Origin of the sequence: uncultured Amaricoccus sp., from assembly GCF_937891315.1 — a bacterium.
Lineage (GTDB): Bacteria > Pseudomonadota > Alphaproteobacteria > Rhodobacterales > Rhodobacteraceae > Amaricoccus.
Map to the genome: position 1 here is coordinate 16,447 of NZ_CALAGI010000143.1, position 23,467 is coordinate 39,913.

A 23,467-nucleotide genomic window follows, 5' to 3' on the forward strand; every position below is an offset into this window, starting at 1 on the left:
ATCGGGAGGTTGTCGTCCGGGGTCAAGACCCCGCCATGCCCAAGTTCACGACGGCGTTCATGAACGGGCCCGTCATGAGCACGCCTGGTCACGAGCCGGGCGCCGCTCCGTTGACCGTCTGATCGACGCCGGCCGCGAAGGCGCGGATCAGCGCGGCGTAGAAATCGCTGCTGCCCGGGGTGATCGTGGCGCCGGCGCCCGACGCCCCGGCCAGCGCCTGGGACGAGGTCGCGGTCACGGTATAGGCCGACAGCCGCTGGCCCCGCCGGTCGGTCAGCGTCACCTGCCCGCTCAGGGTCGAGTTCTGGCCGAACTGCGAGGAATAGGCGTTGGCCAGCGACAGTTCGTCCACATCGACGTTCAGCACCGCGCCGCTCGGGGAGATATCCCCCACGAACTGGGTGGCGAGCGCGGTCTGCAGGTCGGTGCTGAGGCGGCCCCAGTAGTTCACGGCCTGGGCGTTGCCGATGGCCGTCAGATCGGTATCGACGGTGATCTCGGAAATCGGCTGCCGGATCGGCGCCTCTTCTTCGCCGCCGGAACAGGCGGCGAGCGCGATCGCGGACGCGGTCAACAGGGCGAGTGCCTTCATGACAATAGTCCTTCCTGTAATTGTGGCGGTGCGTCACAGCTCTCGCGGGCGATGACGGGTCTCTGCGGAAAACGCCGTCACCCGAACTAAGGTTCCCCCATCCGGACTGGTGGGCGGCGCCCCGGTCGGAAATCACCTCCCATCGGTCGGCCTCCCGCGCTTGCCCGTCGCCCGCTTCGACTACAGAATCGCAAACGCGCGTCATGCGCCGGATCAAGGGGTAGCGAGAGATGAAGAGCCATGCCCGCGCGGTTGTGGTCGGTGGCGGCGCCGTTGGCGCGGGGATAGCCTATCATCTCGCGCGCGCCGGCTGGTCCGACGTCGTCCTGCTCGAACGCGACGAACTCACCTCGGGCTCGACCTGGCACGCCGCCGGGCTGCTGCCGCTCTTCAACATGAGCTATGCGACCAGCCACATCCACGACTATTCGGTGAAATTCTACAAGACGCTGGAGGCCGAAACCGGACTCAATGCCGGCTTTTCCGTCGTCGGCAACCTGCGCATGGCCCAGACCGACGCGCGGATGGACGAGTACCGCCTCTATGCCACGACCGCCGAGACGATCGGCGTCCCGTTCGAATTCCTCAAGCCGGCCGAGATCAAGGCACGCTGGCCGCTGGTCCGGACCGAGGATCTGAAGGGCGCGCTGTTCCATCCGACCGACGGCTACATCAACCCCGCCGATGTCACCCAGGCGATGGCCAAGGGCGCCCGCCAGCGCGGCGTCGAGATCGTCCGCCGCGCCCAGGTCGACGGCTACGACTGGACCGGCGCGGAATGGATCGTGCGCGGCCGCGTGATGATCGAGCGCGGCGGCAACCTCGTCCCCTCCGAGGAGCACTTCGAGATCCGCGCCGAGCATGTGGTGACCGCCACCGGCAACCACGCCCAGCGCACCGCCGGCCTGCTCGGCATCAAGTCGCCGGCGATCCCGGTCGAGCATCAGTATATCGTCACCGAGCCCGACCCCGCGCTCGTCGAATGGCGCAAATCGAATGGCGAGCATCCGGTGCTGCGCGACGCGGACGCCAGATGGTACGTCCGCGAGGAGCGCGGCGGCTGGATCCTCGGCCCCTACGAAGACGGGGCGCCCGCCCGCTTCGAATACGCCGTGCCCGACAGCTTTCGCGCCGACCTCTTCCCGCTCGACCTGGAGCGGATCGAGGAGGAATACATGTCCTTCATCCACCGGATCCCGACCTCCGAACAGGTGGGCCTCAAGGACGATTTCAACGGCCCGATCTGCTACACGCCCGACGGCAACCCGCTGGTCGGGCCGGCTCCGGGCCTGCGCAACATGTGGCTGGCCGAAGGTTTCTCCTTCGGTATCACCGCCGCCGGCGGCACCGGCTACTATCTCGCGCAGATGATGGTCGAGGGTGAGGCCGAGATCGACATGGCGAGTCTCGACCCCAAGCGGTTCGGACCTTGGGTCACCACCGAATACGCCGCGCGAAAGAACGAGGAATGCTATTCCCACGTCTTCGTGCCGCACCACCCGGACGAGGAGCGGGAGGCCTGCCGCCCGCTGCGCACCGCCCCGTGCTACGATCGGGTGAAGGCCCGCGGCGCGCGGTTCGGCGTGGTGAACGGCTGGGAGCGCCCGAACTATTTCGCACCCGAGGGCTTCGACGACCACGCCTCGCGCAGCTTCCGCCGCGGCGGCTGGTGGCAACACGCGGTCGAGGAAGCCCGCGCGATCCGCGAGGGCGTCGGCCTGATCGACGCCTCCGCCTTCACCAAGCACCGGATCAGCGGGCCGGGCGCGACGGCCTTCCTCGACTGGTTCACCACGAACAAGCTGCCGAAGGTCGGTCGGATCAACCTGACCTACGCGCTGACCGCGCAGGGCACCACCCGCACCGAATACACGATCCAGCGCATTTCGGAGACCGAGTTCTACCTCGTCTCCGCCGGCGCCTGGACCGACTACGACGCCGATTTCCTGCGCAAGGCCGCCGAGGACAAGGCCCCCGAATTCGGGTATATCGAGATCCAGAACGTCACCACCCAGTTCGGCGTCTTCGCCCTCGCGGGGCCCAGGTCCCGCGACCTGCTCAAGTCGCTGATCCGCGACGCCGAACCCGAAACCGCGCTCTCCAACAAGCGGTTCCCGTGGCTGTCGGCGCGGCGGATCGAGCTGCTCATGTGCCCGGTCAACGCGCTGCGCGTCGCCTATACCGGCGAGCTCGGCTGGGAGTTGCATCATCCGATCGAGATGCAGAACTATCTGTTCGACAAGCTGATGGAAGCGGGCGACCCGATGGGCCTGAAGCTCGTCGGCGCCCGGGCGCAGAACTGGCTGCGGCAGGAGAAGAGCTACCGCGCCTTCGGCACCGAACTCGGCCGCGACGCGACGCCGCTCGAGGCCGACCTGCCGCGGTTCGTCGACCTGTCGAAGGACTTCCACGGCAAGGCCGCGATGGAGGCGAAGGGCATCCGCTCGAAATGCGTGACCCTGCTCGTCGATGGGCCGGCGGACGCCGATCCCTGGGGCCGCGAGGCGCTCTATCTCGACGGGACCAGGGTCGGGCGGCTGACCTCCGGCGGCTATTCGGTCGCCTTCGGCCAGTCGATCGGCATGGGCTATGTCCGCCCGGACCTCGCGACCGTCGGCACCGCGCTCAAGGTCCGCATGCTCGGCGAGTTGTGGGACGCGCGCATTGTCGAGGACAGCCCCTACGACCCGGCCAACGCCCGCATCCGCGCCGACGGCTGAGGTTCGTCGCGACGCATGACCGGCCGGGGCGATCGGTCCCGGCGCCCATGGTAACCCCCGCGCGCCTCGTCTAGCGTGGCGCCGAATCCGCGCGGCGGCCGCGCGGGAAAACGGACACGCCGCCGGGCCGGCGGCAAACACGGGGGATCCGCCATGCCTGCATCCATTCGCCTCGCCGCCGCGCTGCTGCTGTCCGGGCTCGCGCTACCGGCCGCGGCCGAGGGAACGCTCGACAAGCTCAAGGCCAGCGGCGAAATCCATCTCGGTTATCGCGCCGACGCGGCGCCGCTGTCCTACGCCGGCGGCGATGGATTGCCGGCCGGCTATACCGTCGATGTCTGCGAGGCGGTCGCCGAACTGCTGGGCACGGCGCTCGGCACACCGCTGAAGCCAAGCTATGTGCTCGTCACCGCCGAGGATCGCTTCGACGCCGTGGCCGATGGCCGCGTCGATCTCCTCTGCGAGCCTTCGACCGTCACCCTCACCCGACGCGAGCAGATCGATTTCTCGATTCCGACATTCGTCGACGGCGCCGCCGTGCTGTTGCCGAAGGGCGCGAGCCCGGAACTTTCGGCACTCGCGGGCAAGAAGGTCGGCGTGGTCGAGGGGACGACGACCGAGGATGCGCTCCGAAACACCCTCGCCGCGACCAAGACCGACGCGACGATCGTGCCCGTCGCGTCGCACGAGGCCGGGATCGCCGCGCTCGAAGCCGGGACGATCAGCGCCTATTTCGGCGATCAGGCGATCCTGTTCCACCTGCTGGCGACCAGCGACAAGTCGGATGCACTGTCGATCTCGGACAATACGCTGACGGTGGAGAAACAGGCGCTGGGCCTGCCGCTCGGCGACGGCGCCTATCGCCTGGCCGTCGACCGGGCGCTCAGCGAACTCTATCACACCGGCCGGATGGTCGAGATCTTCAAGGCAAACCTGCCCGGCGCCAAACCCGGCCCGGCGCTCAGCGCCCTGTTCCTGCTCGCGCCCGAACTACCGTAGGAGTTCGGCTCACCGCGCTGTTCCGCGCGCCGTGCTTGTCGATCCTCTCGACCACGGCCACGGACCGCGTGCCGGCGGCCAACGCGGCCGATCCGGCCGCGAGCGCCCCCCTCTTCACGACAACACGCACTTTTCACCTTCTCGGATCAGCTTGCCTGAGCGGATTCCCAACATGAGGTTGGACTCCCCGGCGGAAGGGGCTAATCGGAACGCCGATGCCGAAGAAGAGCAATCTCAAACCGAAAGGCCGCCAGGCGGCGGCCCTGGCAAAGGCCGGGCGACCGCCGAGCCTGCAGGTCGGCGCGCTCTGCTACCGCCGCTCGGGGAAGGGCCTGCGCATCCTGCTCATCACCAGCCGCGACACCGGACGCTGGATGATCCCCAAGGGCTGGCCGATGCGCAACCGCACGGAAGCCCAGGCCGCCGCCCGCGAAGCCTATGAGGAAGCCGGCCTGCGCGGCGAGGTGGTCGAGAACAGCATCGGCTTCTACACCTATCTGAAGCGGCTGAAGGGCGGCGAGGGCCTGCCCTGCGTCGTCCGGCTCTACCCGCTCGAAGTGCGCGAGATGCTGCGGAAATATCCCGAGAGCGGCCAGCGCCGGGTCAAATGGTTCTCCCCCGCCCGCGCGGCGCGCAAGGTCGCGGAACCCGAACTCGCCGCCTGCGTCCGCGAGTTCGATCCCGACCGGATCGGTTGACGCGGAACGCTTTTCCGCGCCGGGCGGTTGTGATCCGCCAGCCGGATCGCCATGATCCGTCGGGACGCGAGAGGGCCCCGAGTCGCCGATGGACAGCCTGAATCCCGAACGGCAGTCGTCGCTGGCACCGTTCCGCAACAGCACCTTCCGCGACATCTGGATCGCCAGCCTCGCCTCGAATTTCGGCGGGCTGATCCAGATCGTCGGCGCCGGCTGGCTGATGACCTCGCTCAGTTCCTCGGTCGACATGGTGGCGCTGGTCCAGGCCTCGACGACGCTGCCGGTCATGCTCTTCTCGCTGACCGCCGGGGCGATCGCCGATAATTTCGACCGGCGCCGTGTGATGCTGGTGGCACAGTGCTTCATGCTCGCGGTATCGCTCGGGCTGGCACTCTGCGCCTGGTTCGGGCTGCTCACGCCCTGGGCGCTGCTTGGCTTCACCTTCCTCATCGGCTGCGGAACGGCGCTCAACAATCCCTCCTGGCAGGCCTCGGTCGGGGATATCGTGCCGCGCGCCGACCTGCCGGCGGCGGTGGTCCTGAACAGCGTCGGCTTCAACATCACCCGCAGCGTCGGCCCGGCGATCGGCGGCGCCATCGTCGCCGGCGCCGGGGCCGCCGCCGCCTTCGCGGTCAATACCCTCAGCTATTTCGCCCTGATCTTCGTCCTGCTGCGATGGCGCCCGCGCGAGATCGTCCGCGCCCTGCCCCGCGAAACCCTTGGCATGGCGATGGGCGCCGGCCTGCGCTACGTCGCCATGTCGCCGAACCTCGGCAAGGTCATGCTCCGCGCCTTCGTCTTCGGCGCCTCCTCGATCGCCGCCCAGGCGCTGCTGCCGCTCGTCGCGCGCGACCTGGTGGCGGGCGGGCCGCTCACCTACGGCGTCCTGCTCGGCGCCTTCGGCATCGGTGCCATCGGCGGCGCTTTCTCCGCCGGCCAGTTCCGCGCCCGCCTCTCCAGCGAGGGCGTGGTGCGCTGCGCCTTCCTCGGCTTCGCGGCCTGCGCGACGATCCTTGGCCTGAGCCACAGCGCGTGGCTCAGCGGTTTCGCGCTGCTGTTCGGCGGCGCGAGCTGGGTACTCGCGCTGTCGCTGTTCAACACCACGGTCCAGCTTTCGACTCCGCGCTGGGTGGTCGGCCGCGCGCTGGCGCTCTATCAGACCGCGGCCTTCGGCGGCATGGCGCTCGGCGCCTGGGTCTGGGGCGCGGTCGCAGAGCGCCATGGCGCCGAAACCGCGCTCCTGCTCGCAGCCGGCGTGATGCTGCTCGGCCTCGCCATTGGCCTGCGCCTGCCGCTGCCCGACCGCGCCGATCTCGACCTCGATCCGCTGAACCGCTGGCGGATGCCGCAGGTCTCGCTCGATCTGAAGCCGCGCAGCGGCCCGGTGGCGATCCTGATCGAATACATGATCCGGCCGGAGAACGAGGCCGAATTTCTCGATGTGATGACCGATCGCCACCGCGTCCGCCGCCGCGACGGCGCCCGGAACTGGACGCTGATGCGCGACATGACGAACCCGATGCTCTGGATGGAAAGCTACCAGACGCCGACCTGGGTGGAATACCAGCGCCATAACCAGCGCATCACCAACGCCGACGCCAGCATCGGCGACCGCCTGCGCGCGCTGCATAGCGGCGAGGAGCCTCCGCGCGTGCATCGCATGATCGTGCGTCAGACGAGCTGGATGCACCACGAGGAGTCGGGGAAGCACCTCGCCCACGAAATGCATTGAACCGCGCGGACGCTCCGCGGCCGGGCCGGAAGAGGCGCTCCCTTCGGGGACGAGGCCGAGCGGGTCGAAACCCGCGATCAGCGGCCCGGCGGTGCCATCGTGGCGCCTGCCGACGGCGCCCCTTTTCGAATCCTGACGTATGCCGCGCCGGCTACATCCACTCGCGCGCGAGGGCGCGGCGCGGATCAAACAGCATCGACCGGCCGGCGGCCATCGCGCGACCGATCGTACTCCGTCCCGGTGCGTTGGTGGCGACGCGGGGCGCGGCGGCGGTGACCGCCCGCCGCTCCGTCCCACCAACGATCTCGCGCAGGAACGCATCGACCCGATCCGCCGCCGCCTCGCGGGTCAGTCGCGACTCGAAAAGCTGGAAAGCGTTCTCCGCCATCCTGTTCCGAAGTCGTGCGTCGTCCAGCAACCGACCCGCCTCGCGGACCCATTCCGCCGGATCGTTGGTGATGACGCCGCTCTCGGGCGTGAAGAACTGCGCGTGGTCGGCCTCGTCGCTGGCGATCACCGGCACCTTGGCATCGAGATAGCCGAGGATCTTGCCGAAGGACTTGCCGCGGCTGAACTCCGACTGCGTCATGATCGGCGAGAGACCGACCGCGACGCTGCGCAGCGAGCGCAGGAAATCGCCGTATTCGAAGCGAGGATAGAGCACGATATTCTCGCTCGGACCGAAGGCTTGGTGAATTGCCCGCCGCTCGTCCTCGGAATTCGCGCCATAGAGCCGCAGGGTGAAGTTCCGGCCGGTGGCCTTGAGCGCGAAATAGAAGGCGCGGACGAATTCGAGCTCGCGCGGATAGCGCAAGGGCGCGCGCTGCGCCCAGGCGATGACCGGCGGCCGGTCGTGGTGATCAGGCCGCTCCTCGACGCTGACCGGGGTGCCGGTCCAGACCACGTTGGTGTTCGCATTATGCGCGAGGCACCAGTCGGAAATGAAGCTGCTACCGGCGATCACCCCGCGCGCCCCGGCGCAGGTACGGGCGATGCGGTCGTGGAGCTTGGGGTCGTAGAAATCCGCGTCGTCGATATCGAGCACATACGGCCGACCCTCGGCGAAGGTGGCATCGTTCAACTCGTGCCGGCACTGCTGGAAAAAGAGGAGATCGGGATCATAGCGATGGATCAGCCGATGCCGAGCGCCGCCGCCGAGCTGCCGGGGCACGGTGATCGTCTGCCAGCCGCGTTCCCGCAGGGCCTCGGCCACGTTGTAGGCGCGCAGATGGCTCGCACCTTCGCGGACGCTCGATGGAAAGAACATGATCCGCGGTCCGCGTTCGCCGATCATATGCGGATAGAGCGACAACTCCCGGTAGGTATGCCCGGCGAACGCCCGAGCCCTGTGATAGAGCGACATCGTTGAATCCCTGTTGCTTGCCTCTGTCCGCATGCCGATTCCGGCTTTTTGTCTGGTGGCCGCCGGGCCGATACGCGATCGGCTTGGCAGGGTCGTAGCCGTGAGACGAACCCGCGTACTCTGGCGCCGAGGGCTCTCCCTGGAGTTGAACACGGGACGCGGATTCGGGCCATGGCCCGAAGTCCCCATGAGAGTGGATCGGCGGAAATCCGCCGTTTTGCATTGGGTTGCACATGAAAGTTAACGTTCGGGACGTTAACTGGTTCCAATGCCTTTGGAGGAACCTGCGATCAGCATCGCGGCGTCGGCAAGGGGGCCCGTCGGCGGCAGGACCGAGCGGCAGCAGAGATAGCGCGGCCGCCAGCTCGGCTGGAACCGGGCGAGGAAGGCGCGCTGACCGTCGGCGCCCGGAACGCGGCGGAGCACGATCGCGGCGAAGCGGTGCCAGAGCTCGGCGTCGCGCCGCCCGGAGCCTCCGGCCAGCGGCGCGGTGCCGAGGCTGATTTCCTGGAAACCCTTCGCCGCGAGATCGAGCATGATGGCAAGCAGCAGGAATTCCAGCGTCTCGGGCGGCGCCGAGGGCCGGCACCGCGCCAGGTCGATCGCCGCGGTGCGCCCGGCCGTCAGGATATTGGCAAAGGCGAGATATTCTCCCTCGCGCCGGGCGACGGCGACCGGGAAGCGGCGGATATAGGCTTCGTCGAACCGGCCCATCGCGAAGCGCCGCTCGCGCCCGCCCCGCGCCGAAAGCCAGGCATCGGAAATGCCGCGCAGGCTCGCGACCAGCGCGTCGGCGCGCGGCGGCGGCAGGAACTCGACGCGCACTCCGAGCTCCCGGCCGCGCGCGCGGCAGGCCCAGAGGCCGGCGCGGCCGGGACCGTCCAGCGAGAAGCCGAGCAGCGGCACCAGCGCCTCCTCGGACATGCGGTGCAGCGCGAGGCCCATCTCCACCGACTGCCCGCCGAACCGCGGCGGCGCCTCGTAGAACACCGGCCGCGCGCCGGCCGCCCGCGCCGCGTCGTGGAACGACCAGGCCAGCGTCTCGCAAGCCTCCGGCGTGCCGACCGGAGCGCCGAGCGCGATCCAGGACGCGCCGCGCAGGCCGTAGGACAGCACCGCCTCGCCATCCTCGGAGAACATCAGACGCTTGTCGCCGGTGACGGCGACGAGATCGCGCGCCGTGCCATGCGCCTCGATGATGCCCCGCGCCCGACCGAGGGCGGCGGGATCGGACGGGAACCAGCGCGGATGCCGTGTCCGCATCGCCGCCACGAGGAGGCCGAGCGTCAGGAACACGCTGCCCGCCAGCGCCGCGCGCTGCGCACGGGGTCCACCGTCCGCCAGCGTGAATTCCCACCACATGGCGCTGGCATAGGGCGCGCTGCGCACCGCGACGAGATAGGTAGCCGTGATCGAGGCGACGATCGCGATGGTGAGCAGCACCCATTGCGCCGAGAGCACGCCCTGGGTCAGCGGCGCGGCGCGATAGAATTCGCGCCGGCAGGGAAGCAGCAGCAGCGCGAGGGCGAGCAGGATCAGCGCCCGGTCGATGTCGTTGCCATGCAGCAGCGCCGCGACGATTCCGACCGACAGCGCCGCCAGCACCAGCCAGAAGGCGGCGCGCGAGCGGCGGAAGATGCCGTGCGCCAGTACCACCAGCGCCGAGCCGACGATGCTGGAGAGGAGCGCGCCCCCCTCCATCATGACGAGCGGCAGCAGCCGCTCCAGCCGGTCCGCCGTCAGTGCCGGGTTGCGCAGCAGGCCGGAGAACATCATCAGCAAGCCGGAGCCCAGCACCAGGATGCCCATGGCGAGCGGGATCACCGTCTGTCCGGCGCGCAGGATCGGCGCCAGCCGTGCGAAGACGGCGCCGCCGCGCGCCCGCGCCGTCCAGATCTCGGACGCCGACAGCAAGACCAGGGCGACGACGAAGGGCAGGAGATAATAGATGAGGCGAAAGAGCAGCAGGCCGCTCACCGCCTCGTTGACCGGCACCGAGCTGCCGAGCGCCGCGATGATCACGCTCTCGAAGACGCCGACACCACCCGGCACATGGCTGATCACGCCGACCATGGTGGCCACGGCGAAGACCACGACGAAGGTGGAGAATTCCATCCCCGCCGTCGGCAGCAGGACGAAAAGCGCCGCCGAGGCCATGGTGATGTCGATCAGGCAGAAGCAGATCTGCCAACCGAGATCGCCCAACCGGGGCGCCCCGAGCTCGAACCGCCAGATCCGGAGACTCCCGCCGCGTGCCGAGACGAAGACGATGATCCCGACGCTGGCCGCGAGGATGCCGAGGGAGATCGGCCGGAGCAGATCGGGCGGGATCGCGGTGATGCCCATCAGCGCGCCGGGATGCAGCGCCAGCGCGCCGAGCCCGATCAGCGTCGCCCCGACACCGTAGGCGACGGCGACATAGCTCGAGATCACCGCGACCTCGTAGCCGTCGAGCCCGAGCGAGGTATAGATCCGATAGCGCACCGCCCCGCCCGACAGCGCGCTGAGCCCGATCGTATTGCCGAAGGCATAGGCGAGGAACCCGCCCAGCGCGACGACGGGCAGCGGCAGTCGTCGCCCGATATAGCGCATCGCCGTCCAGTCGTAGCCGACGAGCGCGGCATAGCCGAGCGCGGTGGCACCGATGGCCAATGCGAAGGTACGCGCCGGGGTCGCTCGCATCTTCGCCAGCACCTCCTCGAAGTCGAGGGGCGCCAGCAGGCGATGCAGCGCATAGAGGCCGAGCGCGAAGAGCGCCAGCGTGACAAAGACCGGCGCCAGCCGCCGGAGGTCGTCCAGCGCGGCGCGGCCTCGGGACCGGGGCTCGTCGGCGGCGTCGGATGCGCTCACGCCCGCGCCCGTCCCTGCTCGCCGCCGTGCCGCACCGTGTCCCCCGTTTGCCCGATCCGCGGGCCCCGAGATAGATCAGTTCGGCGCGGGCGACCAGACGCCGCGCCGCGCCACGCGCGAGAGGTCAGGCGTTCCCCCGCCGACCGGCCTCGAACAGGAACCAGACCCGCCGCTCCGCCTCGTCGATCCAGACCTCGATCAGGCTCGCGCTCGCCACGTCGCCGTATTCGTCGCAGACGCCGTGCGCCTCGCGCAAGATCGAGGCGAGCCGCAAGTTGTCCTCGCGAAGCTCGGCCAGCATGTCCTGCGGATCGACGAAATCCGCGTCGTTGTCGGGGATCCGGCTCGTCCGCGCGATCTGGCCGATCGAGCGGAGCGTGGTGCCGCCGACCTTGCGCACCCGCTCGGCCAAGGGATCGGTGACCGCGAAGATCTCCGTGCCATGCTCGTCAAGCAGCAGATGGTAGTCGCGGAAATGCGGCCCCGACATGTGCCAGTGAAAGTTCTTGGTCTTCAGATACAGCGTGAACACGTCGGCGAGCGCGCCGTTCAGCGCCGCCGAGATATCCCGCGTCGCCTCGCCCGTCAGACCGGTCGGCGTCGCCATCGCCGCCTTGCGCGCCTTCTTCGCATTGTCCTTGGCCATGTCTCGCTCCTCCGCGTCGCCCGCTATTCCTCGGGAAGATGGCTCCCCCGACGGCGAGAGTACAGCCCCGTCGCACCGCCGGTGAAATGCCTCGTGGTCGCACCTTGTCGATTCGCCAGCGGCGGATCGCGCCAACCGCAAATCCGCGGAGCGCGCGATGGTTCCGTCTTCTCCAGGACGGTGGAATCGGGGCGGGCACGCCCGGTTTGACCGTGAAGAGCGTCCTGCCCGCGCGCGGGGCGGGACGTGAGGATCAGGTAGTCGCGAGCCACCACCAGTCGCCCCGCGCTTGACCCCGCCGCCGTCGGCGGGCAAACCCGGAGGCTGGGACGGGCGCGGACATCAGATCGCCGGCCCCCTCGCCAGCGGAAAGCGCTTGAGCAGATGGAACATGCCCTGCCGATCCTCGCCGACGAGGCAGATGTCGCGCACCGTCCGCGGCTCGGCCAGCAGCGGCGCGACCAGCGGGTCGAGCGCCGCGGCGACCTTCGCCCGATCCTCCGCCCCGAGCGCGCCGGTCAGCGTCATGTGGAAATGGAATTCCTCGAGCACGAAAGGATAGCCCCAGGCGCCGAAATAGGCGCGCTGCCGTTCGGTCATGGTCCCCGGATGCCGCCGCCGATGCTCCGCGGCCTCGGGCGCGCGAAAGGTGTCGAGCCGGGTGACGCAGGCGGCCGCCAGCGCGTCGAGCGGCGCGTTGGGCTCCGCCGGCAGGAGCGCCAGGAAGGAGCCGAGCGTTCCGAGGACGAGCGGCAGGGCGAAAGGCTCGAACTCGCCGGCGAGCGCGGTGATCGCGGCGTCGAGCGCCGCGGGCTCGCGATCGTCGCCGAGCACGAAGGGCGCCTTCAGCGTGGCATGAAATCCGTATTTGCGCGGCTGGGCGGTGATCTCGGCCCGGGGCAACGGCAGTCCCGGCGGATCGTAGCCCTCGATCGCACGACCCGCCTGCGCGTCCCAGCCGAGCCAATCGGCGCCGAACCGCGCGAAGGCGCTTTTCTCCGCCGGCACGTAGTAGATCGCCCAGCGCCGGATGTCCCGCATGATCCGCATGATCCGCCTCCCTCGCGCAGCGGAGACCGCCATGCCACATGACGGGGGCCGGCCGCAACAGACGACCCTCGTCCTCGGCAATGCCCGGCTCGTCCTGCCAGGCGAGGTGGTGGCGGGCGCGCTCGTCGTCGAGGACGGGATGATCACCGCGATCGATCAGGGACGGCGGGCGCCGCGCGGCGCCCTCGATTGCGAGGGCGACCTTCTGGTCCCCGGCCTCGTCGAACTCCATACCGACAATCTCGAGCGCCATCTCGAACCGCGCCCGGATGTCCGCTGGCCGCCCGCCGCCGCGATCCTCGCCCATGACGCCGAGTTCGCAGGCCTCGGCGTCACCACCGTCTTCGATGCGCTGCGCGTCGGCTCGATTCCCTCGTCGCGCCGCGCCGGCACCCGCGGATACGCCCGCGCTCTCGCCACCGAACTGGGCCGGCTCCGCGCCGCGGGCGTGCTCCGGCTGGACCATCGGTCGCATCTGCGCGCCGAGATCTGCTCGGAGACGCTGATCTCCGAACTCGCCGAGTTCGGACCGGAGGACGCGGTCGGCCTCGTCAGCCTGATGGACCATACGCCCGGCCAGCGGCAGTTCGCCGACATCGAGCAGATGCGCCGCTACTACCGCGGCAAGCGCGACTTCACCGACGCCGATTTCGACGCGCATGTGACGCTGCTCCACGGGATCAAGGCGCGCCTCGGCCCGGCGCACGAGGCGGCCGCTCCGGCGGCGGCGCGGCGACTCGGCGCCGTGCTGGCGAGCCACGACGACACCACGCCCGAGCATGTCGCCGCCTCCGCCGCGCGCGGCGTGCGCATCGCGGAGTTTCCGACGACGCTTCCCGCCGCCCGCGCCTGCGCCGCGGCGGGCATCCCGGTGATGATGGGGGCGCCGAACCTGCTGCGCGGGGCCTCGCATTCCGGCAATGTCGCGGCGGGCGATCTGGCCGCCGCCGGGCTGCTCGACATCCTGTCCTCGGATTATGTTCCGGCCTCGCTGCTGCTCGGCGCCGTCCGGCTCGGGCTTGAGAGCGGCGATCTCGCCCGCGGCTTCGCCGCCGTGACCGACGCGCCGGCCCGCGCGGCCGGGCTCGCGGATCGCGGCCGCCTCGCACCGGGACTGCGCGCCGATCTCGCGCGGGTGCGGCTGCGGAACGACCTGCCGGTCACGCGCGGGGTCTGGGTCGCCGGGGCGCGGGTCGCGTGAGCTGGCGGGCCTGATGCTCTCGTACCAGCACGGCTATCATGCCGGGAACGCCGCCGACCTGCACAAGCATATCGTGCTGGCTGAACTGCTGGCCCGCCTGACCGCGAAGCCGCGCGGGATCACCTATCTCGAAACCCACGCCGGCCGCGGCCTCTATGATCTCACCGCGCCGGAAGCGCTCAAGACCGGCGAGGCCGCGGCGGGGATCGCCCGCGTCGCGGTTCCGCCGGACAGCCCGTACGGCCGGGCGCTCGCCGAGACCCGGGCGCGGCACGGGCGGCAAGCCTATCCGGGCTCGCCGCTGATCGCCCGCCTGCTGACGAGGGCACAGGACCGGCTCGCGCTGATGGAACTGCATCCGGCCGAACACGCGGCCCTGCGCGCCGCGCTCGCCGGCGAGGGAGTGGCGATCCACCATCGCGACGGGCGCGAAGGCGCGCTGGCGCTCGCCCCCTTCACGCCGCGCAAGGGGCTGGTGCTGATCGACCCATCCTACGAGGTGAAGTCGGAATATGCCGACACCGCCGGCTTCGCGCGCCGGCTGATCGGCAAATGGCCACAGGCGACCGTGCTCGTCTGGTATCCGCTGCTGCCCGCCGGACGCCATGCCGAGTTGCTGGCCGGGCTCGCCCCCCTGCCCCACCGGATCGACGAGGTTCGCTTCGAACCCGCGCCGGCGCGCGGCATGACCGGCTCCGGCCTCGTGCTTCTCAACGCGCCGCATGGCGCCGAGGCCGCCTTCGCCGCCGCCCATGGCGCAACGGCCGGCCTGCTCGTCCCGATGAAGCGGACTCCGCGCTAGAGTCTTGATTTAGCGCAATATCTTAGCCACCAGACGATTCCGTCTGGTTGGATATTGCTCTAGTCGCGCCCCTTGCGCAGGATCAGGCCCTTGGAGGGGTCATAGGCGAAGACCGCCGCCGCGAAGAATGCGATCCCGCAGCCCGCCACGACGGCCAGCGCCAGCCAGTTCACCCGTCCATAGAGCGCGAAGCGGATCAACTCGACCGCGTGGGTGAAGGGATTGAGCTGGGCGATCCAGTAGAGCGTCACGCTGGATTCGCGCAGGCGCCACAGCGGATAGAGCGCGGAGGAGGCGAAGAACATCGGGAAGATCACGAAATTCATCACCCCGGCGAAATTCTCCAGCTGCCGGATCACCGAGGAGAGGAAAAGACCGATCGCCCCCAGCATCAGCCCGGCGAGAATGAGCGCCGGCAGTACCGCCAGATAGCCGATCGTCGGCGGTCGTACGCCCCAGAGCCAGGCAATGACGAGAAAGGCATAGACCTGCGCCACCGAGACACTGACCCCGGCGAGCAGCTTGGAGCCGAGCAGGAACCAGCGCGGAAACGGACTGACCAGCAGGGTGCGCATCGCACCCGTCTCGCGGTCATGCACCATGGAGAGCGAGGATTGCATGCCCGAGAACAGCAGGATCATCGCGCAGAGGCCAGGCGCGACATAGGTGTCGTAGAGCACATAGGTCTGGTAGGGCGGAATGATCGACATGCCGAGCACCGCCCGGAAGCCAGCCGCGAAGATGAAGAGCCAGATCAGCGGCCGCACCAGAGCCGCGAGGAACCGCTCGCGCTGGCGGGTGAAGCGCAGCCCCTCACGCCAGACGATCGCGCGCAGCGCGCGAAACCGGCCACGCCAGCCGAGATCGCCCTCAGCCATCGCCCGCGATTCCCGTGACCGTAGCCCCGCCCGTCATCCCGAGGAACGCCTCCGCCAGCGTGCCCTCCCCCGCGAGAGTCGCGGCGCGGCCGGTCGCCAGCACCCGGCCGCGATGCAGGACCACCACTTCGTCCTCGGGTTCGATCTCGTCGAAGAGATGCGTCGCCCAGAGCACGCCGACCCGCTCGCGCGCGACGAGATCGCGCACGAGACGCGCCACCTCGACCCGCGCCCGCGCGTCGAGCCCCGCCGTCGCCTCGTCGAGCAGGAGGAGGCGCGGCCGGTGCATCAGCGCCCGGGCGATCTCCGCCCGCCGGGTCTGGCCGCCGGAGAGCGTCGCCACCCGCGCGCCGAGCTTGTCGTCGAGCCCGACCTCCGCCACCACCTCCGCCGCCCGCGCCCGCGCGCTGTCGGCCGCCATCCCATGCAGCGCGGCGTGATAGACGAGATTCTGCGCGACGGTCAGATCGGCGTCGAGCGCGCGGCTCTGAAACACCACGCCGAGCGCCGCGAGCGCCGGGCCGGGATCGCGGCGAAGGTCGTGCCCGCGCACCGCGATCCGCCCGGCCACGCTGTCATAGAGCCGGGTGATCAGCGAGAAGAGCGTCGTCTTGCCCGCCCCGTTGACCCCGAGCAGCGCGACGAACCGTCCCTCACCCACCGTCAGCGAAACGTCGTCGAGCGCTCTCAGCGACCCGAAGGAATGACTGACTCCGCTGACGGCGAGCGCGTCGGTCACTTGATGGTGAAAACCGCGCGCTGCGTGTCGCCGGTGGTACCGCGGATGCGGATGTCATATTCGCCCGGCGTGATCGCGACGAAGGAAATGCGCGCCGTGCCCTCATCGTCGAACTCGATCGAATCGAGCCCGATCGGGCGCACCTCGATTTCGTTGATGACGACCTCGTTGAGCCAGACGGCGTGGAACAGCCCGGGCCCCTCGATGGCAAGTTCGGCGGTGCCGTCGGACTTGATCTCGATCCGATAGTAGCCGGCGGCGTTCAACTCGTAAGGTCCCCCGGACTTCATCGAGCCGGCGGTCAGCTCGATCGGCGCCAGATCGGTGCGGTTCGACCGCTCCATGAGGCCGGCCGCGCCGATTTCGAGCGTCCGGGTCTGCGCCATGGCGATCTGCGCGGAGCCCAGGGCCAGCGCCGCCGCGAGTGCGAGTTTCAGCATCGTTTCATCCCTTCCAGTATTGTTCCTGCCGCGATCAGTTCGGCGAGATCGCGACGCCCCAGGGCTGTTCACCCACCTGCACCGACTTCAGTACCGTCAAGGCATCGACATCGATCACCGAGACGTCGTTCGAAATGCCGTTGGTGGTCCAGAGCTGCTTCTCGTCCGGCGTGAAGGCCAGTTGCCACACCCGCTGGCCGACCAGCAGATAGTCCAGCACCTCCCAGGTCTCGCCATCGACGACTGCGACGCGGTTCGCCGGCCCCAGCGCGACGAACACCTTCTTGTTGTCCTTGGTCACCCGCACGCCGACCGGCTGCAACGCCTCCTTCGGCACGCCCGGCACGTCGAACTCAATCCTGTGGATGACCTCGTGCTTCACCGGGTCGATCACGCTGACCGTGCCGCCGATCTCGGCGCTGACATAGAGATACTTGCCGTCGTCGGTGAACTGCGCGAACCGCGGCCGCTGGTCGACCAGCACGTTGGCGACGATCTGGTCGGTCTCGGTATCGATGAAATGCGCCATGTTCGTGGTTTCGGAGGTATTGACCATGATCTTGCCGTCCGGGCTGATCCCCATGCCCTCCGGCTCGATGCCGACCGGGATTTCGGCGCGGATCGTGCCGGCATCGACATCGATCGCGGTGACGAGATTGTCGTCCTCATTTGCGACATAGAGCGGATTGCCGCTCGGATGCAGCACGCCGAGTTCCGGGTCGGGGCCGGACGGCAGGCTATGCACCAGCTCGTGGGTCTTGGTGTCGAGCACCTGCACCGCGTCGTCGTCGGAGGCGAGGATGTAGAGATGCTTGCCGTCCGGGCTCATGTTGATGCCGCGTGGCCGTTGGCCGACATCCACCGTGTCGATGACCTCGAGGGTCTCGCTGTCTATGATGGTGATCGAATTGCCGCGCTCGTTGCTCACATAGACCGTATAGGCCGCGGCGGGTGTCGCGGTGGCGAGCGCCAGGGCGGCGAAGGCGAGTTGTCCGCGCATGGGATCTCCTTTCCGTTCAGTTGAAGGAGCAGGCCGTCTCGGGACGGTCGGTCCCCAGCGTGTCGAGCGGCGAAAACTGATGCAGAAACCCGTCCTGGGGCGAAACCGACACCACGAGATTGTCCGAGGCGAGCAGGATCGGCTGGCGCAGCTGATGGTCCCAGTCGCGGAAGTTCAGCGCCTGTCCCTTGAAGGCCGCGAGCTGCAGGTCCGGGCCGAGGATATAGGTCCGCAGGCTGTCGAGATCGGTCGCGTTGGTGCGCGTCGCCGCCTCGCCCAGCGAGCGCAGCGACAGCCAGACGTTGTAATCCTCGGGCCGCATGTGCCGGCCGGCCAGCTTCTCGAACCGGCTCTGCAGCTGGGTGCCGCCCCAGGCCTCCTGCGCCGGGCTCCAGGTCACGGGGCGCAGGCCGGCCGATCCGACCACCGGCCGCGCGTCCCAGGTATGATAGGGCACGAAGCCGGCGAAGACCGCGCTCTCGTCCGCGACGATGGTGACGTCATGGTCCGGCACCGACTGGGTGAAGAGCGGCATCTGCGCCTGGACCTGAACCAGGCCGCTGTCAGTCCGCCTCGCGCCACCGGTATCCTCGTAGACGCGAGTCTCGACGATCTTCTGTCCGAATTTCGCCGCCGAGGCGCGATAGGCATCGGCGAGCGCGGTGTCGGCGGGGTGCGATCCTTCGATCAGAAACCAGTCGCCCCAGCGTTTCCAGGCGAGGAACTGCGCCAGCGCGTCCGTCTCCATGCTCCGGCTCGGCGCGACATGCAGGACGTTGGCCCGGCAATCGGCGTTGCGCAGGGTGTCGTCGGGGGCCAGCGCGTTGAAGACCAGCGCGCGGTCGCCGGCGGCGTCGGAAAAGGCGAGCACCTCCGGCGCGTCTGCCATGGCGACGACGTATTGAACGCCTCGGCCGATCATCTCATTCAGCGCGGCGACGGCGCCGTCCGGCGGCACGGTCACGGTTTCGAGGGTGAATTTCTGCCCCATGAAGCCGCCGGTCGTCGTATTGTCGGCGGTGGCGAGTTCCGCTCCCGCGAAGCCCATGTCCTCGGGCGGCAGATCGAGGCGCGAGATCGGCAGCGGACGGCCATAGTCGACACGGATCACCCCGGCGGCGACGGTCCCCGGCTCCTGGGCGGCGGCGGGCGTCAAGCCAGCCACGACGCCGAGCGCGAGAGCGGCTAAGGCATATCCTCGACCCCGCATGGCCTTTCCGTATCCTCCCCCAGGCGCCTTTCGCGGCACCGACGCATCTGGATGCATGACCCGATACTTGACGAGAATTGTCGCAAACGACGGGCGGCCTTGTCGACCCCTTCGGACTGGGACTTTGGTCCTATGCCCTCAAGGCTGATAGGGTCGGACCCGCTCGGTCGGCCAGCCGGCGGCGGCCCAGCCATCCGCGCCGTCCGGATACCAGAACACGCGGCTATAGCCGTTCTCGATCGCCCGCTTGCCAGCGTTCCAGGACATCCAGCAATCGCGCATGCAGAAGAAGGCCAGCGGCGCGGCCTTGTCGCCCCCGGTGATCAGCGCGAGGCTCGTCAGGAAATAGTCCCGCGTCGCATCGTCGAGCGCGTCGTAACCCGTATTGGCCAGCCAGACCGCGCCCGGAATCGAGTCGCGCGGCGGGTCGCGCCAGATCGTCCCCTCCGGCAGGTTGGACGGGCGCACGGGCGTCGGCATTACATCGACGAAGGGAACGCGGTCCGAGCGCCAGAGCGCATGGGCCGCGTCGTCGCCGATCACCTCGGCGCCCTTCAGGGTGGCGGGAACCGTCGCGCGGTAGGGCTCCGACCGGTAGCCGGCGGGTTCCGCGGCCGGCCCTCTCGCCTCGGGCGGCGCCGCGCCGGAAAGTGGCCGGTCCGCGGGCATGGGTCGCGGCTCGTCCGCATGCGCGGCGAAAGCCGCGAGCGCCGCCGCGAGGACTAGCGGCGCCCAGGTCACGGCGCGGTCTCCGGCTTCAGCGCGGTGCCCATGTCGTTGAGCAGCGGCACGCCGGCGTCGCGCAGGATGGCGTCGATCTCCGGCTGCAGCGCGCGGATCGTCGAATTCAGCTCGCGCTTCCACACGTCCTCGCCGTTCCGCACGCCCATCGAAATGCGATAGAAGAGGCGCGGGCTGCCCGGCTCGCCCACCAGGGGCGTCAGCTTCAGCTGCGTGCCCGCCTGCTTGACCAGCGGCCCGCCGATCGGCCCCCACATCACCGCGATATCGAGATCGCCGGCGACGAGATCCGCCAGCATCTGCTGGTTCGGACTCTCCACCCGGCGGTCCACCATGAGACGATAGCCCTCGGTCGTCGCGAGCAGATCGTTGTCGGCGAGATGGCTCGCCGCCGGACTGCCAGCGATCACTCCGATCCGCCGACCCTTCAGGCGTGGGTCGGTCAGCGTCGTCACGTCGGCGAGATCGCTGTCGGCGCGGGTCACCAGCACATGGGTCGAGGTGTAATAGGCATTGGTGCTCAGCACCAGATCGTCGCCCTGCGCGAAGCCGATGATCACGTCGCAGCGGTTTTCAAGCAAAGTGCGCCGCACGAAGCCCTGGGCCATCGGAAACCAGAAATATTCCAGTGGTCGGCCGAGCTTCTGCGAGAACAGCTCGGCGATCCGGTTCTCGAAGCCCGAACCGTCATCGACGCTCATCGGCGCGTTCGCCGGATCGGCGCAAACTCGAAACGAAGTCCGCGAGACGAGGTCGGTCAGTTGCGCGTTGGCAGGCCCGGCCAGCGCACCGACACAGGCGAGCAGCGACGCGATCCTACCCCATGCAGGCATTTTCAGCCTCGGTGAAGGCCGCGGGCTTGTCGGCCTTCTTCGCCGGCCGGCCGCGCGGGATGGTGTCGGTGCCCATCGCCTTCAGATAGACGTAGATGTCGTCCAGGTAGCACATGATGTTCTTGTTGTCGCCAAAGCTCGGCATCACGAGGTTTCCTTCCTGCTTGCCGCCGGCGACGGTCTCGAGGAACTTGTAATAGTCCACCTTGTTGATGACCGACTTCGCAAGGGCCGGCGCGTAGGTTGATCCCTGGCCGTCCGGGCCGTGACAGACGAAGCATTCCGAATTGTACCGCCGGAAGCCTGAGAAGGTGTACCAGTCGACCGTGCCGTCGGCATCGACCTTGAAGGTCGGGATATCGTCCTTGGTGAACCACTTGCCGTCCTCTTCGTGGTCGGCGGTGATGTTGGCCTCCGGTGACAGATCCGCCTCCTGCGCGAGGCCCAGCGTCGGGAGTCCGAGACCTGCGATACAGAGACCGGTCGTTAGCAATCTGGCTATGGTCATGTCGGTTCTCCCAAGACCCACGTCATCTTCAGTTTCGGCAGGGGTCCGCGCCCTTTCGAAGATACACCCGGCTTTCGTCGCCCGCCGATCACCCGGCGGCGCCCCTTAATGAAAGGGGCGAAACACCGGGTGTTTCGCCCCTTCGATCCGTGCGCGGAGGGCGCGGGCCCCCCGGGTTGTCCTGTGCCTCAGTTCGGCAGGGCGAAGACGGTCAGCTGGCCGCCGAGCGCGGTATAGTCGCTGAGCGCCGAATAGCCGCCGACCGCGCCCAGACCCTCGTTCGGATTGGTAAGGCCGGCCGCGAGACCGATGCCGGCCCAGCCGCCAACACCCGACAGGATGCCGATATACTGCTTGCCGCCGTGCTCGTAGGTCATGACGTTGCCGATGATGCCCGACGGGGTCTTGAACTTGTAGAGTTCCTCGCCCGTCTCGGAATCGACCGCCTTCAGATAGCCTTCAAGCGTGCCGTAGAACACGATGTCGCCCGCGGTCGCCAGTGCGCCCGACCAGACCGAGAACTGTTCCGGCAGCGACCACTTGATCTCACCCTTGGTCGCATCCCAGGCGATGAAATTGCCCATGCCGCCATGACTGTCAGGCGCGGGGAACATCGAGAGGGTGGCGCCGACATAGGGCTGACCGGCGGTATAGCTGACGCGGAACGGCTCGTAGTCCATGCAGACATGGTTCGTCGGAACGTAGAACAGGCCCGTCTTCGGCGAGAAGGCCGCCGGCTGCTGGTCCTTGGTTCCGAGCGCGGCCGGGCAGACGCCCGTGGTATTCACGTCCTCGCCGTTCTGCTGGGTCGAATATTGCGCGACCACGGATGGGCGGCCGTAGGTCGGCGAGTTCGGATCCATATCGACGCCGGTCGTCCAGTTGACCGCCGGGTCGTACTTCTGCGCGACCAGCAGTTCTCCCGTCTCGCGGTCGAGCGTATAGCCGAGGCCGTTGCGGTCGAAATGCACGAGGGTCTTGCGATCCTTGCCGTCGATCTTCTGGTCGGCGAGGATCATCTCGTTGACGCCGTCGAAGTCCCATTCGTCGTGCGGGGTCATCTGATAGACCCACTTGGCAACGCCGGTATCCGCGTCGCGCGCGAAGATCGTCATCGACCACTTGTTGTCACCGGGCCGCTGGCTCGGGTTCCAGGTCGAAGGATTGCCCGACCCGTAGTAGATCAGATTCAGCTCCGGGTCGTAGGAATACCAGCCCCAGGTCGTGCCGCCGCCGATCTTCCACTGATCGCCTTCCCAGCTGGCGATCGAGCTGTCCTTGCCGACCGGCTTGCCGAGAACCGTGGTCTTCTCCGGGTCGAAGAGGAGCTGGTCGTCCGGGCCGACGGAATAGGCCCGCCACGCCATCGATCCGTCCTTGATATTGTAGGCGGTGACGTGCCCCTGCACGCCGAATTCGCCGCCGGAGATCGACACCAGCAACTTGTCCTTGAACGGCAGCGTCGTCGCCGTCGCGGTTTCGCCCTTCGCCGGATCGCCGTTCTTGACGCTCCACTTCACCTCGCCGCTCTTGGCGTCGAGCGCCACGACCGTCGTGTCGGCCTGAGAGAGGAAGACCATGCCGTCCGCGTAGGACAGGCCGCGGTTCACAGTGTCGCAACACATGACGCCGATCACCGTCGGATCCTGCTGCGGCTCGTATTTCCAGACGATCTTGCCATCCTGGTCGAGATCGAGCGCGTAAACGGTGTTCGGGAACGGCGCATGAACATACATCATGTTGCCGATGACGAGCGGCGAGCCCTCATGGCCGCGCAGGACGCCCGTCGAGAATGTCCAGGCGACCTGGAGGTTCTTCACATTGTCCTTGTTGATCTGGTCGAGCGCCGAATAGCGCTGGTTGGCATAGTCGCCAGTCTGGATCGCCCAGTTCTTGGAATCGCTGATCGCGGCTGTAACGCTGTCGTTCGCCAAGACGCCGACGCTGCTCGTCGCGAGCAGCAGAGCCGCGGTTGGCATGAGATATCGCATTCCAATCCCTCCCTAAGGGCGGACCCGCGCTTCCGCGAGGGCTTCCATCGCCCACGCCAAAGATCCCAAGTCCCGATTTTCGTTTTGACCGCCTGACCGGGTCTTCGATGCCCGATCCTAACGGATAGAAAGCCCGTCACCCGGCACCGGTCAATATGAAAGGAACGAACTAGCCATAAAGTAGTAAGACCGTTCCCGGCGGGCGCCTGGCAGCGCCAACCGGCACCGAAAATCCGGCATCCATCTGATTCCAGACGATATTATGCCCACCACCCCTCGTCCCGCGTATGCGCGACGAGGGGACGAGGCGGAGCGGTTCGTGGCTTCCGGCGCCCCCATGGAGGCCGGAAGCGCGTGGCTCAATAGACGACGACCGAACGGATCGACTCGCCCGCGTGCATCAGATCGAAGCCCTTGTTGATATCCTCGAGCCGCAGCAAATGGGTGATCATCGGATCGATCTGGATCTTGCCT

General features: G+C 68.3%; 20 protein-coding genes and 1 pseudogene. 6 read left to right on the plus strand and 15 right to left on the minus strand.

Features of this window, described 5'->3' with window-relative positions; translation table 11 throughout:
• Window positions 1-88 precede the first annotated feature (88 nt).
• A complete protein-coding gene (locus Q0480_RS14380; RefSeq protein ID WP_299133952.1) occupies window positions 89-592 on the minus strand; it encodes a hypothetical protein in 504 nt (167 codons plus the stop codon).
• A 230-nt stretch (window positions 593-822) separates the two neighbouring features.
• Here Q0480_RS14380 and Q0480_RS14385 point away from each other — a divergent pair, with 230 nt between their 5' ends.
• The 4 genes from Q0480_RS14385 to Q0480_RS14400 all read left to right on the plus strand — a co-directional run bounded on the left by Q0480_RS14385 (window position 823) and on the right by Q0480_RS14400 (window position 6,741).
• Entirely contained in the window at window positions 823-3,312 is a 2,490-nt protein-coding gene (locus tag Q0480_RS14385) for an FAD-dependent oxidoreductase (protein WP_299133953.1), read from the plus strand.
• Window positions 3,313-3,465: 153 nt separating this feature from the next.
• The gene (locus Q0480_RS14390; protein WP_299133955.1) at window positions 3,466-4,311 is read left to right on the plus strand and encodes an amino acid ABC transporter substrate-binding protein; all 846 of its coding nucleotides are present in this window, start codon (window positions 3,466-3,468) and stop codon (window positions 4,309-4,311) included.
• A gap of 215 nt (window positions 4,312-4,526) precedes the next feature.
• On the plus strand, window positions 4,527-5,009 hold the full coding sequence (locus Q0480_RS14395) for an NUDIX hydrolase (protein ID WP_299133956.1): 483 nt from the start codon (window positions 4,527-4,529) through the stop codon (window positions 5,007-5,009).
• Between the two features lie 88 nt (window positions 5,010-5,097).
• Complete coding sequence (locus Q0480_RS14400; protein WP_299133958.1) at window positions 5,098-6,741, plus strand: MFS transporter; 1,644 nt, start codon at window positions 5,098-5,100, stop codon at window positions 6,739-6,741.
• A 151-nt stretch (window positions 6,742-6,892) separates the two neighbouring features.
• Here the strand turns inward: Q0480_RS14400 and Q0480_RS14405 are convergent, their stop codons facing one another.
• The 4 genes from Q0480_RS14405 to Q0480_RS14420 form a co-directional block, all read right to left on the minus strand.
• The gene (locus Q0480_RS14405; RefSeq protein WP_299133960.1) at window positions 6,893-8,104 is read right to left on the minus strand and encodes a glycosyltransferase; all 1,212 of its coding nucleotides are present in this window, start codon (window positions 8,102-8,104) and stop codon (window positions 6,893-6,895) included.
• 255 nt (window positions 8,105-8,359) lie between these two features.
• The gene (mprF, locus tag Q0480_RS14410) at window positions 8,360-10,954 is read right to left on the minus strand and encodes a bifunctional lysylphosphatidylglycerol flippase/synthetase MprF (protein ID WP_299133961.1); all 2,595 of its coding nucleotides are present in this window, start codon (window positions 10,952-10,954) and stop codon (window positions 8,360-8,362) included.
• 124 nt (window positions 10,955-11,078) lie between these two features.
• A complete protein-coding gene (locus Q0480_RS14415; protein ID WP_299133962.1) occupies window positions 11,079-11,600 on the minus strand; it encodes a DNA starvation/stationary phase protection protein in 522 nt (173 codons plus the stop codon).
• A gap of 342 nt (window positions 11,601-11,942) precedes the next feature.
• A complete protein-coding gene (locus Q0480_RS14420; RefSeq protein WP_299133964.1) occupies window positions 11,943-12,650 on the minus strand; it encodes a DUF1045 domain-containing protein in 708 nt (235 codons plus the stop codon).
• 31 nt (window positions 12,651-12,681) lie between these two features.
• Between Q0480_RS14420 and Q0480_RS14425 the strand changes: the two genes are divergently transcribed.
• Window positions 12,682-13,851 (plus strand): alpha-D-ribose 1-methylphosphonate 5-triphosphate diphosphatase, encoded by a 1,170-nt coding sequence (locus tag Q0480_RS14425; RefSeq protein WP_299133966.1) that lies wholly within the window; start codon window positions 12,682-12,684, stop codon window positions 13,849-13,851.
• Between the two features lie 13 nt (window positions 13,852-13,864).
• Window positions 13,865-14,653 (plus strand): 23S rRNA (adenine(2030)-N(6))-methyltransferase RlmJ, encoded by a 789-nt coding sequence (gene rlmJ, locus Q0480_RS14430; protein WP_299133967.1) that lies wholly within the window; start codon window positions 13,865-13,867, stop codon window positions 14,651-14,653.
• 59 nt (window positions 14,654-14,712) lie between these two features.
• Here rlmJ and Q0480_RS14435 read toward each other — a convergent pair whose 3' ends face one another.
• The 10 genes and pseudogenes from Q0480_RS14435 to Q0480_RS14480 all read right to left on the minus strand — a co-directional run.
• Window positions 14,713-15,531: an ABC transporter permease gene (locus tag Q0480_RS14435; protein ID WP_299133968.1), complete on the minus strand. Its 819-nt coding sequence runs from the start codon at window positions 15,529-15,531 to the stop codon at window positions 14,713-14,715.
• On the minus strand, window positions 15,524-16,270 hold the full coding sequence (locus Q0480_RS14440) for an ATP-binding cassette domain-containing protein (protein WP_299133969.1): 747 nt from the start codon (window positions 16,268-16,270) through the stop codon (window positions 15,524-15,526). The genes Q0480_RS14435 and Q0480_RS14440 overlap by 8 nt, the downstream gene beginning before the upstream one ends.
• The gene (locus tag Q0480_RS14445; protein WP_299133970.1) at window positions 16,267-16,710 is read right to left on the minus strand and encodes a hypothetical protein; all 444 of its coding nucleotides are present in this window, start codon (window positions 16,708-16,710) and stop codon (window positions 16,267-16,269) included. Before Q0480_RS14445 ends, Q0480_RS14440 begins: the two co-directional genes overlap by 4 nt.
• A gap of 34 nt (window positions 16,711-16,744) precedes the next feature.
• Window positions 16,745-17,710 (minus strand): PQQ-dependent catabolism-associated beta-propeller protein, encoded by a 966-nt coding sequence (locus Q0480_RS14450; protein ID WP_299133971.1) that lies wholly within the window; start codon window positions 17,708-17,710, stop codon window positions 16,745-16,747.
• 16 nt (window positions 17,711-17,726) lie between these two features.
• The gene (locus Q0480_RS14455; RefSeq protein WP_299133972.1) at window positions 17,727-18,920 is read right to left on the minus strand and encodes an ABC transporter substrate-binding protein; all 1,194 of its coding nucleotides are present in this window, start codon (window positions 18,918-18,920) and stop codon (window positions 17,727-17,729) included.
• A 138-nt stretch (window positions 18,921-19,058) separates the two neighbouring features.
• Window positions 19,059-19,661, minus strand: a complete 603-nt coding sequence (locus Q0480_RS14460) for a PQQ-dependent catabolism-associated CXXCW motif protein (protein ID WP_299133974.1) — start codon at window positions 19,659-19,661, stop codon at window positions 19,059-19,061.
• A complete protein-coding gene (locus tag Q0480_RS14465) occupies window positions 19,658-20,494 on the minus strand; it encodes a substrate-binding domain-containing protein (protein ID WP_299133976.1) in 837 nt (278 codons plus the stop codon). The genes Q0480_RS14460 and Q0480_RS14465 overlap by 4 nt, the downstream gene beginning before the upstream one ends.
• The gene (locus tag Q0480_RS14470) at window positions 20,478-21,002 is read right to left on the minus strand and encodes a c-type cytochrome, methanol metabolism-related (protein WP_299133977.1); all 525 of its coding nucleotides are present in this window, start codon (window positions 21,000-21,002) and stop codon (window positions 20,478-20,480) included. Before Q0480_RS14470 ends, Q0480_RS14465 begins: the two co-directional genes overlap by 17 nt.
• Window positions 21,003-21,190: 188 nt before the next feature.
• Window positions 21,191-22,993 (minus strand): methanol/ethanol family PQQ-dependent dehydrogenase, encoded by a 1,803-nt coding sequence (locus Q0480_RS14475; protein WP_299133979.1) that lies wholly within the window; start codon window positions 22,991-22,993, stop codon window positions 21,191-21,193.
• Between the two features lie 359 nt (window positions 22,994-23,352).
• Window positions 23,353-23,467: pseudogene (locus tag Q0480_RS14480) on the minus strand (S-(hydroxymethyl)glutathione dehydrogenase); the annotation flags it as partial.

What these genes read in the sequence shown, in the direction of transcription:
- Q0480_RS14395 (WP_299133956.1), top strand. Translation starts at nt 4,527, where the DNA reads ATGCCGAAGAAGAGCAATCTCAAACCGAAAGGCCGCCAGGCGGCGGCC.
- Q0480_RS14380 (WP_299133952.1), bottom strand. Translation starts at nt 592, where the DNA reads ATGAAGGCACTCGCCCTGTTGACCGCGTCCGCGATCGCGCTCGCCGCC.
- Q0480_RS14390 (WP_299133955.1), top strand. Translation starts at nt 3,466, where the DNA reads ATGCCTGCATCCATTCGCCTCGCCGCCGCGCTGCTGCTGTCCGGGCTC.
- Q0480_RS14385 (WP_299133953.1), top strand. Translation starts at nt 823, where the DNA reads ATGAAGAGCCATGCCCGCGCGGTTGTGGTCGGTGGCGGCGCCGTTGGC.
- Q0480_RS14445 (WP_299133970.1), bottom strand. Translation starts at nt 16,710, where the DNA reads ATGCTGAAACTCGCACTCGCGGCGGCGCTGGCCCTGGGCTCCGCGCAG.
- Q0480_RS14470 (WP_299133977.1), bottom strand. Translation starts at nt 21,002, where the DNA reads ATGACCATAGCCAGATTGCTAACGACCGGTCTCTGTATCGCAGGTCTC.
- Q0480_RS14425 (WP_299133966.1), top strand. Translation starts at nt 12,682, where the DNA reads ATGCCACATGACGGGGGCCGGCCGCAACAGACGACCCTCGTCCTCGGC.
- Q0480_RS14465 (WP_299133976.1), bottom strand. Translation starts at nt 20,494, where the DNA reads ATGCCTGCATGGGGTAGGATCGCGTCGCTGCTCGCCTGTGTCGGTGCG.
- Q0480_RS14450 (WP_299133971.1), bottom strand. Translation starts at nt 17,710, where the DNA reads ATGCGCGGACAACTCGCCTTCGCCGCCCTGGCGCTCGCCACCGCGACA.
- Q0480_RS14400 (WP_299133958.1), top strand. Translation starts at nt 5,098, where the DNA reads ATGGACAGCCTGAATCCCGAACGGCAGTCGTCGCTGGCACCGTTCCGC.
- Q0480_RS14415 (WP_299133962.1), bottom strand. Translation starts at nt 11,600, where the DNA reads ATGGCCAAGGACAATGCGAAGAAGGCGCGCAAGGCGGCGATGGCGACG.
- Q0480_RS14435 (WP_299133968.1), bottom strand. Translation starts at nt 15,531, where the DNA reads ATGGCTGAGGGCGATCTCGGCTGGCGTGGCCGGTTTCGCGCGCTGCGC.
- Q0480_RS14475 (WP_299133979.1), bottom strand. Translation starts at nt 22,993, where the DNA reads ATGCGATATCTCATGCCAACCGCGGCTCTGCTGCTCGCGACGAGCAGC.
- Q0480_RS14405 (WP_299133960.1), bottom strand. Translation starts at nt 8,104, where the DNA reads ATGTCGCTCTATCACAGGGCTCGGGCGTTCGCCGGGCATACCTACCGG.
- Q0480_RS14455 (WP_299133972.1), bottom strand. Translation starts at nt 18,920, where the DNA reads ATGCGGGGTCGAGGATATGCCTTAGCCGCTCTCGCGCTCGGCGTCGTG.
- Q0480_RS14420 (WP_299133964.1), bottom strand. Translation starts at nt 12,650, where the DNA reads ATGCGGATCATGCGGGACATCCGGCGCTGGGCGATCTACTACGTGCCG.
- rlmJ (WP_299133967.1), top strand. Translation starts at nt 13,865, where the DNA reads ATGCTCTCGTACCAGCACGGCTATCATGCCGGGAACGCCGCCGACCTG.